The sequence below is a fragment of the Domibacillus enclensis genome, from assembly GCF_900156125.1.
Lineage (GTDB): Bacteria > Bacillota > Bacilli > Bacillales > Domibacillaceae > Domibacillus > Domibacillus enclensis.
Genome location: NZ_FTLX01000001.1, coordinates 458,110 through 474,289, shown reverse-complemented (window position 1 = coordinate 474,289; position 16,180 = coordinate 458,110). Strand labels below are relative to the sequence as shown.

The following is a 16,180-nucleotide window of genomic DNA, read 5'->3' as shown; positions in this document are numbered from 1 at the left end:
AACAGGTTCTCGCCGAGAGAACCTGTTTTTGTTTTTATTTAAAGAGACCGGCAATGGCGTCTACGATGGACTGGAGAAAGGTAATAATGGACTGCAGAATACCTTGTCCTTCTTCAGAGCTTTTAAAGCTGTCCCACTGTTCCTTTGCTTTGTCAATTTGCTCGTTCACTTGATCCCAGTTAATATTCAAGTCTTTCATCTTGTCAAAAAGGGCGGCGAGCTGGTCTACCTGGGCATCGGTCAGTGTAATGTTCAATTCGTTTGAAATATTGTTAATGATCACTTGAATTTCTTGTATGGTCTCAGGGTTTTGGGCAGCGACCTCTTCTTTAATCCGTTCAATCAAAGTAGTCGCTTCCTCCTGGCCAATGTCATCGCCGAGCTGAGCGGTTGTGACCATCTCTTCGTTGGCGACTTGCTTTTGCTCTTCCGGAATTTCTTCGCCGGTCGTCGTTTCATACGCTTTAATAATTCCTGTTAAGCCAGCTGTGCCGGACACCTCAAATGGGGCTGTAATGTAAATCTCGGCATCTGTGACACTGGCTGTTGTCAGGGCATTCGTATACATTTCTTTTGATACCCATGTGATGTTGTTCGTTTCTACGTTTAATCCGGCACCGGCTTCAGCTGTGGTAATTTTGCTGGAGGAAATGGCTTTTGTGCCGATTTGCGCCTTTGGAATGTAATCACCTAAATATTGATGTTCTTCTGCATTGGAGACGGTAATCGTTTCAACTTCCGCCGGAACGTCCATTTCTTCGAGCAGCTGCTCTTTTTGAGCAGGTGTCAGGTTTTCACCCAGTGTGACAATGACGTCACCGGGCACACTGTCAGCCGAAACCATCGTACCAAAGCTGAAAACAGCAAGGCCAAGCAAACTGATACATTTTTTCATCCTTTTTCTCTCCTGAATTAAAAAATTGACTTACCAAGCAGCCTGATAAGTTATTACTAGCATAGCACGCGGGCGCTCAATTTTCATCTTTTGGCCAATAGGCATTGTTGCTTCTTGAAGCAGGTTTATATTACAATATATAATGTAAACGATTCCAAAATGAAGGGGTGTAGTAATTTGAAAAATGAAACCTTTCCATCGGTATCGATCAATGACTGGGTTATCGCGGCAGAAGCCTCATTAAAAGGGCGCTCCCTGTCAGGAGTCACAACCAAAACGGCTGAAGGCATAGAGCTGAAGCCACTTTACACGAAGGAAGACCGGCCGTCGGAGGAAACGTTGCCAGGGCAAGCCCCGTTTACTAGAGGCTTTCACTTCCCTCAAGCGTTCCCGAAAACGAGTCCGACGCTTGAACAAGACCTTATTTCATCCGGTGCGGCAGCAGGTGTTTTTCCAACGGATTCGGCTATCCAGAACCTACATAATCATCAACAGATTGCGATTAATACAGTCCCTTATCATATGGGCGGGGCTCATGCTGTACAGGAGCTGGCCTTGGCGCTTTCGGAAGCGGCTCATCACTTGAAAATCGCCTCAGATAAAAATCAGGCTGCATCTGCCTTTTTGTTTCATTTTGCGGCAGGCTCGGTCTTTTTCACAGAGATCGCGAAGCTTCGGGCCTTTAAAACACTTTGGCATGCCTTTACACAAGCATTTGAGCTGGACGAAAGCATAAAGCCGCTTATTAGTGTGGAAACGAGTGAAGCGGCAATGTCGCTGCTTGATCCGCATGTAAATATGTTAAGAGCAGGAAGTACGGCTTTTGCTGCAGTGATCGGAAGCGCTGATTACGTAACTGTGAAGCCTTTCGATGACATAACGGATGAGCCAGCAGCGCATTCAAAACGATTAGCGGCTGCGATTCCACACCTGCTGCAGCATGAAGCGCTGCTGGATAAAGTGATCGATCCTGCAGGAGGGTCTTATTATATTGAAGCGCTCACAAATGAAACCGGCCGTCTCGCCTGGGATTTGTTTGCGGACATTGAAGAAGCAGGGGGCATTGGAGACGTGCTCAAGGCTGGAACGATTCAACGGGACATTCAGGCAGTTTACGAAGAACGCAGACATAAGATAGCCACCCGGCAGGTGCACATGATTGGAACCAATATGTATGCGAACCTTCCTGAGCAGCTAAAGTCGGCTCGTCAAAAAAAAGCTTCTTATAAAGGCGAGGGCGCCGCAATAAAACCCATTAAACCAAAACGAATGGCGGAACCATTTGAACAGCTTCGTTTACATTCGATGCGTATCGAACAAACTGGTCAGTCGGTCGAGATCGGGCTGATTTGTCTTGGAGATGTAAAGGAGCATAAGCCACGCGCAGACTATGTGGAAGGGGTCATGTCCGTTGCGGGAATTACTTCAAATCGCTCGGGCATTTGCAAATCAGCGGAAGAGGCTAAAGCATTTGTCGACCAAACGAATCTGCCGTATTACTGTATTTGCGGAACCGACGAATGGTATGACAAGCTGGCCGAAAAGGTGGCAGCAGACGTGAAAAAGTCTTCCGCTGCAGTAAAAGTGGAAATAGCCGGCAAGTGGAATAAAGCAGTGATAGACGGTCAAGTTGCATCAGGCGTTGACATCGTTCAAAAGCTAGAAGGGATTCTTTCACTGTTTAAAGGAGGGGACCAGCGTGACGCTAAGGGAAATGAATCCATTTAACCAGCTGCCGGTGAAAGCAAACGAAGAAAAACCATTCGATGAAACGGAATCCTTTGAAACAAATGAAAAGATCAAGTTAAAAGCGTTGTATACAAAAAAGGATACGGAAAACTGTGTGCATTTGGATGATCTTCCAGGGATCGTGCCATTTACACGGGGGCCTTATCCGACAATGTATACGACCCGTCCGTGGACAATTCGCCAGTATGCGGGCTTCTCAACAGCAGAGGAAAGCAATGCGTTTTATCGCCGCAACCTGGCTATGGGGCAAAAGGGGCTGTCTGTTGCATTTGATCTGCCCACACACCGCGGCTATGATTCTGATCATCCGAGGGTCGTAGGCGATGTCGGCAAAGCGGGTGTGGCCATTGATTCGGTTGAGGATATGAAAAAGCTGTTTGATGGCATTCCGCTGGATCACATGTCGGTGTCGATGACGATGAATGGCGCTGTTCTGCCGATTATGGCGTTTTACATCGTATCAGCAGAAGAACAGGGCGTCTCAAAGGAAAAGCTCACAGGAACCATTCAAAATGACATATTAAAGGAGTATATGGTTCGGAACACGTACATTTATCCGCCGGAAGCCTCGATGCGGATCATTGCAGACATCTTTCAATATACCTCGAGCTTTATGCCGAAATTTAATTCGATTTCCATCTCCGGCTATCATTTGCAGGAGGCAGGAGCGCCGGCGGATTTAGAGCTTGCGTATACGCTAGCGGATGGGCTGGAATACGTCCGGACGGGTCTTGCGGCAGGCATTGACATAGATTCGTTTGCACCGCGTCTGTCTTTTTTCTGGGCGGTGGGCATGAATTATTTTATGGAAGTGGCCAAAATGCGTGCTGCGCGGCGGATGTGGGCTCAGCTGATTCAGCCGTTTGAACCGAAAAATCCAAAGTCACTTGCGCTGCGCACTCATTCGCAAACATCCGGATGGAGTCTGACAGAGCAGGAACCGTTTAATAATGTAACACGGACTTTGATTGAAGCACATGCTGCTTCGATGGGGCACACACAGTCGCTTCATACGAATGCATTAGATGAAGCCATCGCCCTCCCGACTGATTTTTCGGCCCGCATTGCCCGCAACACCCAGCTGTTTTTACAGGCGGAAACGGGCATCACGAATGTGATTGATCCATGGGGCGGCTCGTATTACGTCGAATCATTAACGAATGAACTGATGGAGCGCGCCTGGACGCATATCGAAGAAATAGAAGCGCTTGGGGGCATGACCAAAGCGATTGAAACCGGTCTTCCAAAAATGAAAATAGAAGAAGCAGCCGCTCGGCGTCAGGCCAGGATTGACTCCGGTGAAGAAGTGATTGTCGGCATGAACCGTTTTCGGCTCCAGGAGGAAGATCCGATTGACATTCTGGATATTGATAACACGGCGGTCCGGCTGAAACAAACGGAGCGCCTTCAGCAGGTGAGGGAAAAGAGAAACGAACAAGGAGTAAAAGCGGCGCTCCAAGCGATCACTGCTTCTGTCCAAACAGGAGAAGGGAATCTGCTGGAGCTTGCGGTAGAAGCAGCCCGGCAGCGTGCCACACTCGGTGAAATTTCAGAAGCTGTTGAATTGGCTGCCGGCAGGCATAAGGCGGTGATCCGGTCCGTGAGCGGTGTTTATCGTGCGAACTTTTCTGATGAGGAACAAATGGAAGCAGTCCAGCTAATGACAGCGGAATTTGAAGAGCAGGAGGGTCGGCGTCCCCGCATTTTAATCGCTAAAATGGGGCAGGACGGGCATGACCGGGGAGCTAAAGTGATTGCCACTGCTTTTGCTGATTTAGGCTTTGATGTGGATATTGGCCCGCTTTTTCAGACACCGGAGGAAACAGCAAAGCAAGCGGTGGAAAACGATGTGCATGCGGTCGGCTTCAGTTCGCTGGCGGGCGGTCATAAAACGTTGCTGCCGGCACTGGTGGAGGAATTAAAAAAACAGGGAAGAGAAGACATTGTCGTATTCGCCGGCGGTGTGATTCCTGTCCAGGATTATGACTATTTAAAAGAAAACGGCGCGGCAGCTATTTTTGGACCAGGCACCATTATCCCTGTGTCTGCTCAAGTAATCATAGAAACAATTTACGAACGGCTGGGCTATGAGGAAGTGGCGGAATGAACGAGGAGGATATGCGAGAAAAAAAAGAAAGCTCCAATGGAACAAAGGCGCCGCCCCGAAAGCGATTCCGCAAAAAGACAGAGCCGCCGCCGGATCTAAAGGGGATAGGGGAACGGATTTTAAAAAAGTCAGTGAGTGATCTGGCAAAAGCCATTACCTACATTGAAAGCCAGTCACCAGAACACTTTACGTATGGGCAGGAGCTTCTGAAGCTTCTTCTTCCCCATACAGGCAAATCCATCCGCATCGGCATTACCGGTGTACCAGGTGCCGGCAAAAGCACATTTATTGAATCATTTGGGACGATGCTCTGTGACCGGGGGCACCGGGTCGCGGTTCTTGCTGTTGATCCAAGCTCATCAATCTCAGGCGGATCGATTTTAGGAGACAAAACGAGAATGGAGCAGCTCGCCAGGCATCCGAATGCGTTTATTCGCCCTTCCCCGACGGGCGGGACGCTTGGTGGTGTTCACCGTAAAACGCGCGAAACGATGCTTCTGTGTGAAGCGGCGGGTTTTGATGTTCTATTAATTGAAACAGTCGGTGTCGGCCAAAGTGAATTTATCGTCAGGAGCATGACCGACTTTTTTATGCTTCTTGCGCTGACCGGTGCGGGCGATGACCTGCAAGGCATGAAAAAAGGCATCATCGAGCTCGTCGATGCCGTCCTCGTGAACAAAGCAGATGGAGAAAACAAGCAGGCTGCCGAAAAAACAAAAAAAGAGTACGATCAGTTTTTGCATGAACTAAAGCCTTCGACAAAAGGCTGGCAGTCAACGGCCTTTACGTGCTCCGCTTTGAAAAAAGAAGGCATTGAAGACATCTGGAACGCGATTGCATCCTTTAAGTCCTTAACAGAGGCGTCCGGTATTCTAGCTGAACGAAGGCGCAATCAAACGAAGGAGTGGCTGAGAAGCTTAATGGAGGATCAGCTGAAGCAGCTTTTTTTTCAGCATCCGTATGTGAAAACGCATTTGGCTGATTTGGAAAGGAAAACAATGGAAGGCTTAATGACACCCGCGCAGGCTGCTGAGCAGCTGTTCAAGGAGATTTTTCCACGGTCCGATTAAGCAAACACAAAAAAGGACCAGCCGAATCCGATTCGGCTGGCCAATACAGGGAGTTTAGGGGTATGGATCCAGTTGCCTTATTATTCTACCCGCAATGCTCAAAAGTAAACATTCTTTTTTTATTTTAAAAGCGGAACGGCGCTATATCATTGAAATAAACTTTTTTTTCCCTTATGATAAAGCTACTAAAGCTTAAAGGAGAGAAAAAAATGGGAATGGATTTTAATTTTTTCATGAATGACGTCGTTCGCCAGGCTCGCGATGAAATTAAAGCGGCTGGATATACAGAACTTACAACACCCGAAGAAGTGGATGCTGTTTTAAATGAAAAGGGCACAACCCTTGTCATGGTGAACTCAGTCTGCGGCTGTGCCGGTGGAATCGCCCGCCCGGCAGCAGCACATTCGGTTCATTATGATAAACGCCCGGATCGGTTAGTCACAGTGTTCGCAGGGCAGGATAAAGAAGCGACAGCGCAGGCGCGCAGCTTTTTCACAGGCTATCCGCCGTCTTCTCCATCATTTGCATTAGTGAAAGATGGGCAAGTACAGGCAATGGTGGAGCGTCATGAAATTGAAGGGCATCATCCGATGTCTGTCGTTGAACATCTGCAAACACTTTTCGATCAGCATTGCGAAGAAGTGTAAGATGACCTGAAGCCCTGCCGTGTCTGGCAGGGCTTTCTTATTCGAGGTGAAAAGAATGGTGAAGATCGGGTATCGAACGGCCAAAACCGCGATAGGCATTACCGTGTCTATTTTGCTTGCGGAATGGATCGGTCTTAACAACGCAGTGTCGGCAGGAATTATTGCGATTTTATGTATTCAAAATACAAAGCAGCAATCGCTAAAGGCTTCCTGGACGCGGCTCGGTGCGGGGATCGTTGCACTGTTTTATTCAGGCCTGTTTTTCGAGCTGTTTGCTTACCATGCAGCGGTCATCGGCTTGATTATGATTGTGTTTATCCCGACAACTGTAGCATTAAAGGTGCAGGAGGGAATCGTGTCGAGCACCGTCCTTATTTTACATATGTATGCAGCAAAAGAATTGACCGCTTCTTTGATCGTGAATGAGCTCGGTCTTGTCTTTATCGGCGTCGGAGTTGCCTTGATTTTAAATTCCTATATGCCAAGCGTTGAAAATGAGCTGGTGAAAATGCAGCAGCAAACGGAAAGCTTGTTTGAACGGATTTTCGAAGAGGTCATATCTTACTTACGAACGAATGAGCATAGCTGGGACGGGAAGGAATTGACGGAAACAGCTGATTTGCTGAAAAAAGCAAAGTCGCTCGCCTATAAAGATGTACAAAATCATTTTACACGGCATAACAGCTTGTTTTATCAATACTTTACCATGCGGGAAAAGCAATTTGAAATTATCGAACGGCTCATCTCTGTCGTCATTTCGATTTCGCACCGGCCGGAGCAGGCCGCCATGATTGCGGAGTTTATGGAAGAAATTAAAGCGAATATTCATCCTGGCAATACTGCAAAGCTCCACCTAAGCCATTTAAATGATTTAAAGCACGAGTTTGAAGAAATGCCGCTTCCAAAAACGCGTGAAGAATTTGAAGCTCGCGCGGCGCTGCTGCAATTTGTCCGTGAAATGGAACGATACCTGCTCATTAAAGCACGGTTTCGGGGCATGAAAAAAGAGCAGCACGAAAGCGCCGCTCCTCTGTTACATAAACATCGTTAAGCCAAACATTAAAGTTGAAACGAGCATCGTGAACAGCATCACGTACACAACAATCTTCTGAATCGTTTTATTCCGCATGAAACTCTCCTTTAAACGGTTGTTGTGTCCTATTGTACCGGCATTTAAGCCGATTTTCAACTGGTGAAGGCGTACAGGTGTGTCAAAAAGCGTACATCGTCTACTCATTTTAAAAAGGAGATGGTTTGCATGAAAAAAGTGGATCACATTGGTATTGCGGTTTCATCGCTGGCGGATGCCCTTGTTCTTTATACGGAGCAGCTGGGCATGCTGCATGTGAAAACAGAAACGGTTGAATCTCAGGGAGTGAACGTCGCTTTTTTAGATGCAGGTAATATAATGATTGAGCTGCTTGAGCCAATCAATCCGGACAGCCCTGTGGCCACATTCATTAAAAAACGCGGACAGGGCATCCATCACATTGCATATGGAGTGGAGAATATCAACTGGCGGATTGAGGAAATGAAGGAATCGGGCATTCAAATGATCGACAACGCAGCAAAGCCTGGAGCTTGCGGAGCCCAAATTGCCTTTATGCATCCGAAGTCCACAGGCGGCGTGCTGATGGAGCTTTGCGAAAAAGGGGAGGGAACGGCATGAGCGATATTTTTGACAGCATTCACGATTTGCAGGACCGCCGGCGCGAGGTCGAGCTCGGCGGCGGAGATGAGCGAATTGACAAGCAGCATGAAAAAGGGAAGCTGACCGCGCGTGAACGGATCGACCTGCTCGTTGACAAAGGAACATTTGTGGAGCTGAATCCTTTTATGGCTCATCGTTGTTCGGATTTTGGGCTTGATGGCGCCAAGGGCCCTGGGGACGGCGTCGTAACGGGCTATGGGAAAGTAAATGGCCGGCCCATTTATTTGTTCTCACAGGATTTCACCGTTTTCGGCGGTGCACTCGGTGAAACGCATGCGCAAAAAATAGTGAACGTGATGGACCTGGCTGCGAAAAACGGTGCGCCTTTTATTGGCTTGAACGATTCCGGCGGCGCCCGCATTCAAGAAGGCGTTCTTTCGTTGGACGGATACGGCCAGATTTTTTACCGGAACGCCATTTATTCTGGCGTGATCCCACAAATATCGGTCATCCTGGGTCCTTGTGCAGGCGGTGCGGTTTATTCGCCAGCGATTACGGATTTTGTGTTTATGGTTGATCAAACGAGCCAAATGTTTATTACCGGACCGAAAGTGATTGAAACGGTGACGGGTGAGAAGATTTCTGCTGAAAACCTGGGCGGGTCAAAAGTACATAATACGATCAGCGGCAATGCACACTTCCGGGGACGCACTGAGGAAGACGTAATCGAAATGGTCAGAACCCTTTTAACCTATTTGCCGCAAAGCAACGAACAAAAAACACCCGTCGCGGAAACGACTAATGAAAGCGATTACCGGGAAGATCTGGCGGAGATCGTTCCGTTTGACGGTCTGCGTCCATATGATGTTCGCAGCGTGCTGGAGCAAGTGGTGGACACACATTCCTTTATGGAGGTTCACCGGGAGTTTGCCAAAAATATTGTCGTTGGCTTTGCGCGTTTAGGAGGAGAAAGCGTAGGTCTCGTGTGCAACCAGCCGAAATACATGGCAGGCGGACTTGACATTGACTCCTCCGATAAGGCGGCCCGGTTTATTCGTTTTTGTGATTCCTTCAACATTCCGGTTATTACCTTCGAGGACGTCTCCGGCTTTTTTCCAGGGGTGAAGCAGGAGCTCGGCGGCATTATCCGCCACGGAGCAAAAATTTTGTATGCGTATTCAGAAGCGACCGTTCCGAAAATAACGGTGATTTTGCGAAAAGCGTATGGAGGAGCATACGTTGCACTTAATTCAAAGTCGATTGGGGCGGACCTTGTGTTTGCCTGGCCGAACGCGGAAATTGCTGTGATGGGCCCTCAAGGGGCAGCCAATGTCATTTTTGCCCGTGACATCGCAGCCAGTGCGGAGCCGGAAGCAACGCGGGCAGCGAAAATTGAAGAATACCGTGAAAAATTCGCCAATCCGTATGTGGCGGCGGCAAGGGGCATGGTTGATGATGTCATTGATCCTCGCGAGACGCGCATAAAATTGATTCAAGCGCTCGAGATGATGAAAACGAAAAAAGAAGACCGGCCGAAAAAAAAGCACGGCAATATTCCTTTATAGTGGCGGAAGGAAAACCTGCCGGCTGATTTTTCAGCTTTAAACAGATATACTGAAGAAGGCAAATCATTCGGAGGTGCACTGTGATAAACGAAGAAAGAATCTTAAATGAATTTTTAGAGCTTGTTCAAATCGATTCAGAGACAAAGGACGAGCGCGCAATTGCAGATGTATTAACCAATAAGTTCACAGCGCTCGGGGTTCATGTGCATGAAGACGATGCAGCGGCTGTAACGGGCCACGGAGCTGGCAATTTAATTTGTACATTAGCCGGCACTAAACAGGGTGTTGACCCGATTTACTTTACATCGCACATGGATACAGTCGTTCCGGCAAAAGGTGTTAAGCCTGTTGTGGAAGACGGTATCGTAAAAACGGATGGGACAACCATTTTGGGAGCGGATGACAAAGCCGGTCTTGCTGCCATGCTTGAAATGGTCCGCCAGCTTCAGGAGCAAAAGATCGAACATGGCGATATTCAATTTATTATTACGGTTGGTGAAGAATCCGGACTGGTCGGAGCCAAAGCGATGGATTCCTCTTTGATCAAGGCGAAGTTCGGGTTTGCGCTGGACAGTGATGGCGATGTGGGCAATATTATCGTTGCCGCCCCGACACAGGCGAAAGTAACAGCTCACATATACGGGAAGACGGCTCATGCCGGTGTGGCGCCGGAAAAAGGAGTGTCGGCGATTACGATGGCGGCGAAATCGATTTCCCGTATGCCGCTTGGACGAATCGACGCGGAAACAACGGCAAACATCGGCCGGTTTGAAGGCGGAAAAGCGACGAACATTGTTTGTGATTACGTGCAGATTTTAGCAGAGGCCCGTTCGCTTGAGCCTGCCAAAATGGAGAAGCAGACAGCAAAAATGAAAACGGCCTTTGAAGAAGTGGCAGCTGAAATGGGCGGTCGTGCCGAAGTGGAAATAGATATTATGTATCCCGGATTTAAATTCGGCGCAGAGGATCATGTTGTCAAAATCGCTCAAAAAGCGGCAGCGAATATTGGCCGGCCTTCCGAGCTGTTGACAAGCGGCGGCGGCAGTGATGCCAATGTCATTGCGGGCTTCGGCATTCCGACCGTGAACCTGGCAGTCGGCTATGAGGATATTCATACTGTAAATGAAAAAATGCCTGTCAAGGAACTGGTCAAGCTGGCTGAAATGGCAACAGCGATCGTTTCCATTGTTGCTGAATCGTAAAAAAGCGCAGATACCAAATCGGTATCTGCGTTTCATTAGTTGCAAATATCTACATCAAGCATGTTCATTGGCCACCAGAAAAAGCCGTCTTGTTCAAGCAGCTCATCGGATGCTTTAGGCCCTTTTGTGTTGGCCGGGTAGTTCGGGAATGGTGCTTTTTCGTTGCGCCATGCTTCTGCGATCACGTCGACGAAGCTCCATGAAAGCGATACTTCATCCCAGTGTGTGAAGTTCGTTGAATCCCCGCGCATCGCGTCGTGAATCAATTTTTCATAAGCTTCCGGCGTGTTCATAATGTCCACACCGCTGTTGGCGTAGCTGAGCTTTACAGGCGTTGTTTGCAGCTGATGCCCTGCCCGTTTTGCGTTCAGGTGAAGCGTAATACCTTCCTCCGGCTGAATGTGGATCACGAGAAGGTTCGGCTCCATCTCTTTATCGTCCGGACGGTAATACAGGTTCATTGGAATGTCCTTAAACTGAACGACAATTTTTGTTGATTTCAGCGGCATCCGTTTGCCTGTCCGGATATAAAACGGAACACCCGCCCATCGGAAGTTATCAAACATAATTTTGCCGGCCACATATGTTTCCGTGTTTGATTCTGGATTGACGTTCGTTTCTTCACGATAGCCAGGCAGTGCCTCTTCTTCGTTCGGACCGTACTGTCCGCGGACAAAATAGTCGCTGACTGTCTCTGGTGTTAACGGACGCATTGAACGAAATGCACGGACCTTTTCCCGGCGGATTTCTTCATCCTGAAGGCTGATTGGCGGCTCCATCGCAAGAAGAGAAACCATTTGAAGCATATGGTTTTGCACCATGTCTTTAAGTGCGCCGCTTGTTTCATAGTAGCCGCCCCGCTCTTCCACGCCCAGTGTTTCACTTGATGTGATTTGGATATTGGAAATGTAGCGGTTGTTCCAAAGCGGTTCAAACAAAGCGTTCGCAAAGCGGATTGCCTCAATATTCTGAACCATTTCTTTGCCAAGGTAGTGATCAATCCGGTAAATATCTTTTTCGTCAAATGAGCGGCGAATTTGTGCGTTGAGCTCTTTGGCGGATGGAAGATCATGACCGAACGGTTTTTCAATGACAAGACGTCCGAAGCCGTTTGTATCCGTTAAGCCATCTGACTTTAAATGATCCGCAATGGTGCCGAAGAATTCAGGCGCCATCGCCAGATAAAACAGGCGGTTGCCGTTTAATGAATACTGCTCGTCCAATTCGTTTGACAATGTGCGCAAGGCTGCGTAAGACTCGGAATCCGACACATCATGCGGCAAATAATAAAAGTGCGAGACAAAGTCATCTATTTTGTCATGCACCGAAGTGGATTCCATGACAGACTTTTTTACGTGTTCGCGGAACACATCGTTGTCCCACGGACGGCGTGCTGTGCCAATGACCGCAAAGCCGGATTCTAAATGGCCTTTTCGGTAAAGGCGGTAAAGAGATGGATATAATTTTCTTTTTGCCAAATCCCCTGTTGCACCGAACAGGATCGTCAGCGCTGATGGCGTTTCAGATTGTTTCACGTTACTAACCCCGCTTTTGAGATTCATTTTTATACTATTGCATTTTTTCACAAAACAATGAAAGTGACAAGTATTTTTGTTTATGATACATATATGTCAAAAGAAGACGAACAAAAGGAGTGTTTCCGATCGAACTTTTATTTCTTGGAACCGGCGCCGGTGTTCCGGCTAAACGGCGCAACGTAACATCAATGGCATTAAAAATGCTGAATGAGCGAGGCGCTGTCTGGCTGATTGACTGCGGTGAAGCGACACAGCACCAAATTCTGCATACGACCTTAAAGCCGCGCCGCATTGAAAAAATCTTTATCACCCATTTGCACGGCGACCACATTTTCGGCCTGCCGGGGTTGCTCGGCAGCCGTTCGTTCCAGGGCGGCACAGAGCCGCTGACGGTGTATGGGCCGCCTGGGATTCGTGCGTTCGTCGAAACTGCCCTTCAAACGAGCAGTACACATCTGCAATATCCTCTTTTTATAGAGGAAATCGAAGAGGGAACCGTGTTTGAAGACGGGCATATAACGGTTACGGCAGGAAAGCTTGATCACGGCATTGACTCGTACGGCTACCGGTTTGCAGAAAAGGACAAAGCCGGTGAACTGCTCGTTGATAAGCTGCGAGCCGACCAAATTCCGCCAGGACCGCTGTATAAACAAATAAAAGAAGGCAAAACCGTTACACTTGAAGACGGGCGGACCATTGACCCGCAGCCGTATACAAGTGACCCGCAGCCGGGAAAAATAATCACTGTCCTCGGAGATACAAGACAGTGTGCGGCAGCGGAAGAGCTGGCTGAAGGAGCCGATCTGCTCGTGCACGAAGCAACGTTTAATGCGGACAGCGCTCAAATGGCACGGGATTATTTTCATTCAACGACGGTGCAGGCAGCCGAAACAGCTGCCAGAGCAAAAGTGAAAAAGCTGTGTTTAACACATATTAGCTCCCGTTATACAAAGGAAATGGAGAGCGAGCTGGTCAAAGAAGCCGCCGCTGTATTTGAACCGGTTTTGATCGCTCATGACTTTTTAGAGCTGCCGGTGGGTTAACGGCTGTATGCATTTCCGAGCCGCTTGGACTGAACAGCGGCTTCTTTTACACCGGCTGAGATCGCTTGTTTCACACGGAACTCATCAAAAGTGCGCACGGCCGCTTCGGTTGTGCCGCCGGGGCTCGTAATGGCTTTTCTGAGCGCTTCTGCCTGTCCGTCGTGCTTCGACAGCATACTGGCAGCGCCAAGCAGTGTTTGGATCAGCAGCTCCTTTGCTGTTTCCGGGTCTAGCCCCAGCTCCTCGCCAGCCTGCTGCATCGCTTCTGCAACGTAATAAAAATAAGCGGGTCCGCTGCCAGACAGTGCGGTGACGGCGTCCATTTGTGATTCCTCTACCGTGATGGCTGTGCCAATCGCTGAAAACAAATCAACGGCTGCTTTGTGCTGTTTCTCCGTCACAAAGCGGTTTAATGAAATCGCCGTTGCGGATTTTCCAACGGCTGCGGACGTATTTGGCATCGAGCGGATAATCGCGCATGGCTTGCCGATCACGTCCTCCATAAACTCGATACTGACCCCGGCAAGCAAGCTGATGACAACCGCCTCGTCAGGAATGGATGAGCGGATCGTTTCAAGTCCCGCTTCTACATCCTTTGGCTTCATGGCCAAAATAATTAAATCCGCATGAAGCAATGCTGTCTCTGCTTCATAGCCGGCCTGTACACCGAAGTCCTCCGCCAGCTGGCGGAGCCGGGCATCATTTGTTTTGTTAGTCACATATGTATGGTCTGCTGACAGCGCCCCGCTTCTTAATGAGCCGGCAATAATGGCTTCGGCCATGGAGCCTGCCCCGATAAAAACAGCTTTCAACCTAATTCCTCCCTGTTGCCTAAACATTTTGACTTTTCAAGTGATTATGCGGAATAATCATGCATCTGTCAAGAGAGGATTCTGTAATGAATGACGATTCACTATTTGTCCTTTAAAAGGTATAATGAAGGAAATAACGATGAACAGATGAGGTGGACAACATGAGAGTGGAACAATACGATGATATTATTAAATTGACAATGCCGACACCATTCCCGATTGGGGATGTGAATACATACCTCATTAAAGGAGACCGGCTAACGCTTATTGATGCCGGCGTCAATACACCAGAAGCCCGCTCCGCTTTGGAAAAAGGCCTGGCAGAAGCAGGATACACGCTGTCTGATATTGAGCAGGTGATTCTGACGCATCATCATCCGGATCACATCGGACTGCTTGATTATGTTTCAGGGGATATATATGGGCATGAGTATGCAAAAAACTGGCTTTCCTATCACGAAGAGTTTATGAAATGGCGCACGGAGTTTTTTATGGGGCTTTTCCAGGAATTTGGCGTGCCGGCTGACAGGATGACATTAGCAGGAAATTTGGAACGAACGCTTCAATTGGCATGCCAGAACAGTTCCTTGACTGGTTGTTTAAAAGAAGGAGACAGGCTGCCGGGCCTGCCGGAATTTAAAGTTTTTGAAACGCCAGGCCATGCGCAGAGCCATCTCGTTTTTTACCGGGAAAAAGATGGTCTTCTGCTGGCAGGAGATCATATTCTGAAAACCGTTTCCTCCAATCCGCTTATTGAGCCTCCGATGGAAAGAGGCGGAGAGCGGCCGAAGTCGCTTCTTCAATATAAGCACTCTCTCAAAAAGATAATGGAGCTTGATGTCAAGCGGGCCGTTACCGGACATGGAAATGATATTCAGTCGATTTCTCCGCTGATCGAGCGGCGCTTTGACCGGCAGCAGGAACGTGCCACGCATGTGTTAGCCATGCTGCAGGAAAAGCCAATGACTGTTTTTGGTGTGTGTGTCGTCCTGTTTCCAGAAGTTTATCAGAAACAAACAGGTCTCGTTTTGTCTGAAACAGTGGGGCAGATGGATTATTTGCTTGAGCAGGGAGCGATCACGATCGAACGCACGGAAAATGGAGCGGTGTATTATGGAGCAAAGTAAGAAACAGGAAGTAGTCGTTATTACCGGGGCTTCCTCCGGGCTTGGCGCAGAGCTGGCTAAAGAAGCGGCGGCTCAAGGATTTCATCTTGTTTTGCTGGCGAGACGAATCGAGCGCTTGCAGAAACTGAAGGAAGAACTAAAAGGAGCGGCGTCAATCCGTATTTTTCAAGCGGACGTCTCAGACCGCCAGGCGATCGAGGCGGTGTTTGGACAAATAGGTGATGTTGACGTGCTGATCAACAATGCCGGCGTCGGTTTTTTCAGCTGGGTGCATGAAACGAAGAAAGAAGAAACTGATCAAATGATCAATGTGAATGTAAACGGGGTTTTGTACTGCTCGGAACAAGTCATTCCGCAGATGATGAAGCGAAAAAAAGGGCACATCATTAATATCGCCTCGCAGGCGGGGAAAATGGCGACACCGAAATCAGCCGTTTATGCCGCGACAAAGCATGCCGTTCTCGGGTATACGAACAGCCTGCGGATGGAGATGGGACAGCATGGCGTTTTCGTCACCGCCATCAACCCGGGCCCTATCGCAACACCGTTTTTCGATCAGGCGGACCCGGAAGGAACATATGTGAAAAATGCCGGGCGGTTTATGCTGAAGCCGGCCGATGTCGCCCGCAAAACGATCAGCGTCATCGGCCGTCCTGTGCGCGAAGTGAATCTGCCTAAATGGATGTCAGCAGGCAGCTTACTCCACTCCTTGTTCCCATCAGCGGTAGAACGCCTGGGCAAAAACGCTTTTTTTAAGAAATAAATAAACGAATG

15 protein-coding genes are annotated in these 16,180 nt (G+C 48.5%); 11 read left to right on the top strand and 4 right to left on the bottom strand.

Annotation, left to right across the window (positions count from 1 at the left end):
• Nucleotides 1-34 precede the first annotated feature (34 nt).
• On the bottom strand, nt 35-895 hold the full coding sequence (locus tag BW952_RS02390; protein ID WP_045850923.1) for a DUF1002 domain-containing protein: 861 nt from the start codon (nt 893-895) through the stop codon (nt 35-37).
• 177 nt (nt 896-1,072) lie between these two features.
• On the opposite strand from BW952_RS02390, the gene BW952_RS02385 reads away from it, so the two are divergent.
• The 5 genes from BW952_RS02385 (at nt 1,073) to BW952_RS02365 (ending at nt 7,519) form a co-directional block, all read left to right on the top strand.
• Entirely contained in the window at nt 1,073-2,623 is a 1,551-nt protein-coding gene (locus BW952_RS02385; RefSeq protein WP_052698449.1) for a methylmalonyl-CoA mutase family protein, read from the top strand.
• Entirely contained in the window at nt 2,610-4,751 is a 2,142-nt protein-coding gene (gene scpA / locus BW952_RS02380) for a methylmalonyl-CoA mutase (protein WP_045851040.1), read from the top strand. Before BW952_RS02385 ends, scpA begins: the two co-directional genes overlap by 14 nt.
• A complete protein-coding gene (gene meaB, locus BW952_RS02375; RefSeq protein ID WP_045850922.1) occupies nt 4,748-5,821 on the top strand; it encodes a methylmalonyl Co-A mutase-associated GTPase MeaB in 1,074 nt (357 codons plus the stop codon). Before scpA ends, meaB begins: the two co-directional genes overlap by 4 nt.
• A gap of 209 nt (nt 5,822-6,030) precedes the next feature.
• Nucleotides 6,031-6,468, top strand: a complete 438-nt coding sequence (locus tag BW952_RS02370; RefSeq protein ID WP_045850921.1) for a BrxA/BrxB family bacilliredoxin — start codon at nt 6,031-6,033, stop codon at nt 6,466-6,468.
• Nucleotides 6,469-6,523: 55 nt separating this feature from the next.
• Entirely contained in the window at nt 6,524-7,519 is a 996-nt protein-coding gene (locus tag BW952_RS02365) for an aromatic acid exporter family protein (protein WP_045850920.1), read from the top strand.
• Here the strand turns inward: BW952_RS02365 and prli42 are convergent.
• Nucleotides 7,502-7,597 (bottom strand): stressosome-associated protein Prli42, encoded by a 96-nt coding sequence (prli42, locus tag BW952_RS19300; protein ID WP_156149421.1) that lies wholly within the window; start codon nt 7,595-7,597, stop codon nt 7,502-7,504. The two genes, BW952_RS02365 and prli42, sit on opposite strands and share 18 nt — an antisense overlap.
• Before the next feature lie 129 nt (nt 7,598-7,726).
• Here prli42 and mce point away from each other — a divergent pair, with 129 nt between their 5' ends.
• The 3 genes from mce to BW952_RS02350 all read left to right on the top strand — a co-directional run bounded on the left by mce (nt 7,727) and on the right by BW952_RS02350 (nt 10,886).
• On the top strand, nt 7,727-8,137 hold the full coding sequence (gene mce / locus BW952_RS02360) for a methylmalonyl-CoA epimerase (protein WP_082084608.1): 411 nt from the start codon (nt 7,727-7,729) through the stop codon (nt 8,135-8,137).
• Nucleotides 8,134-9,684, top strand: a complete 1,551-nt coding sequence (locus BW952_RS02355) for an acyl-CoA carboxylase subunit beta (RefSeq protein ID WP_045850918.1) — start codon at nt 8,134-8,136, stop codon at nt 9,682-9,684. The genes mce and BW952_RS02355 overlap by 4 nt, the downstream gene beginning before the upstream one ends.
• Before the next feature lie 80 nt (nt 9,685-9,764).
• A complete protein-coding gene (locus BW952_RS02350) occupies nt 9,765-10,886 on the top strand; it encodes a M20/M25/M40 family metallo-hydrolase (RefSeq protein ID WP_045850917.1) in 1,122 nt (373 codons plus the stop codon).
• Nucleotides 10,887-10,921: 35 nt separating this feature from the next.
• Here the strand turns inward: BW952_RS02350 and zwf are convergent, their stop codons facing one another.
• Nucleotides 10,922-12,421, bottom strand: a complete 1,500-nt coding sequence (gene zwf, locus BW952_RS02345; protein ID WP_045850916.1) for a glucose-6-phosphate dehydrogenase — start codon at nt 12,419-12,421, stop codon at nt 10,922-10,924.
• Between the two features lie 128 nt (nt 12,422-12,549).
• On the opposite strand from zwf, the gene rnz reads away from it, so the two are divergent.
• On the top strand, nt 12,550-13,467 hold the full coding sequence (gene rnz / locus BW952_RS02340; protein ID WP_045851039.1) for a ribonuclease Z: 918 nt from the start codon (nt 12,550-12,552) through the stop codon (nt 13,465-13,467).
• On the opposite strand, the gene proC is transcribed toward rnz, so the two are convergent.
• Nucleotides 13,464-14,279, bottom strand: a complete 816-nt coding sequence (proC, locus tag BW952_RS02335; protein WP_052698448.1) for a pyrroline-5-carboxylate reductase — start codon at nt 14,277-14,279, stop codon at nt 13,464-13,466. The genes rnz and proC overlap by 4 nt on opposite strands.
• Nucleotides 14,280-14,440: 161 nt before the next feature.
• Between proC and BW952_RS02330 the strand changes: the two genes are divergently transcribed.
• The gene (locus tag BW952_RS02330; RefSeq protein ID WP_045850914.1) at nt 14,441-15,406 is read left to right on the top strand and encodes an MBL fold metallo-hydrolase; all 966 of its coding nucleotides are present in this window, start codon (nt 14,441-14,443) and stop codon (nt 15,404-15,406) included.
• Nucleotides 15,393-16,169, top strand: coding sequence for an SDR family NAD(P)-dependent oxidoreductase (locus BW952_RS02325; protein WP_045850913.1), 777 nt, complete (start codon nt 15,393-15,395; stop codon nt 16,167-16,169). The genes BW952_RS02330 and BW952_RS02325 overlap by 14 nt, the downstream gene beginning before the upstream one ends.
• Nucleotides 16,170-16,180 lie beyond the last annotated feature (11 nt).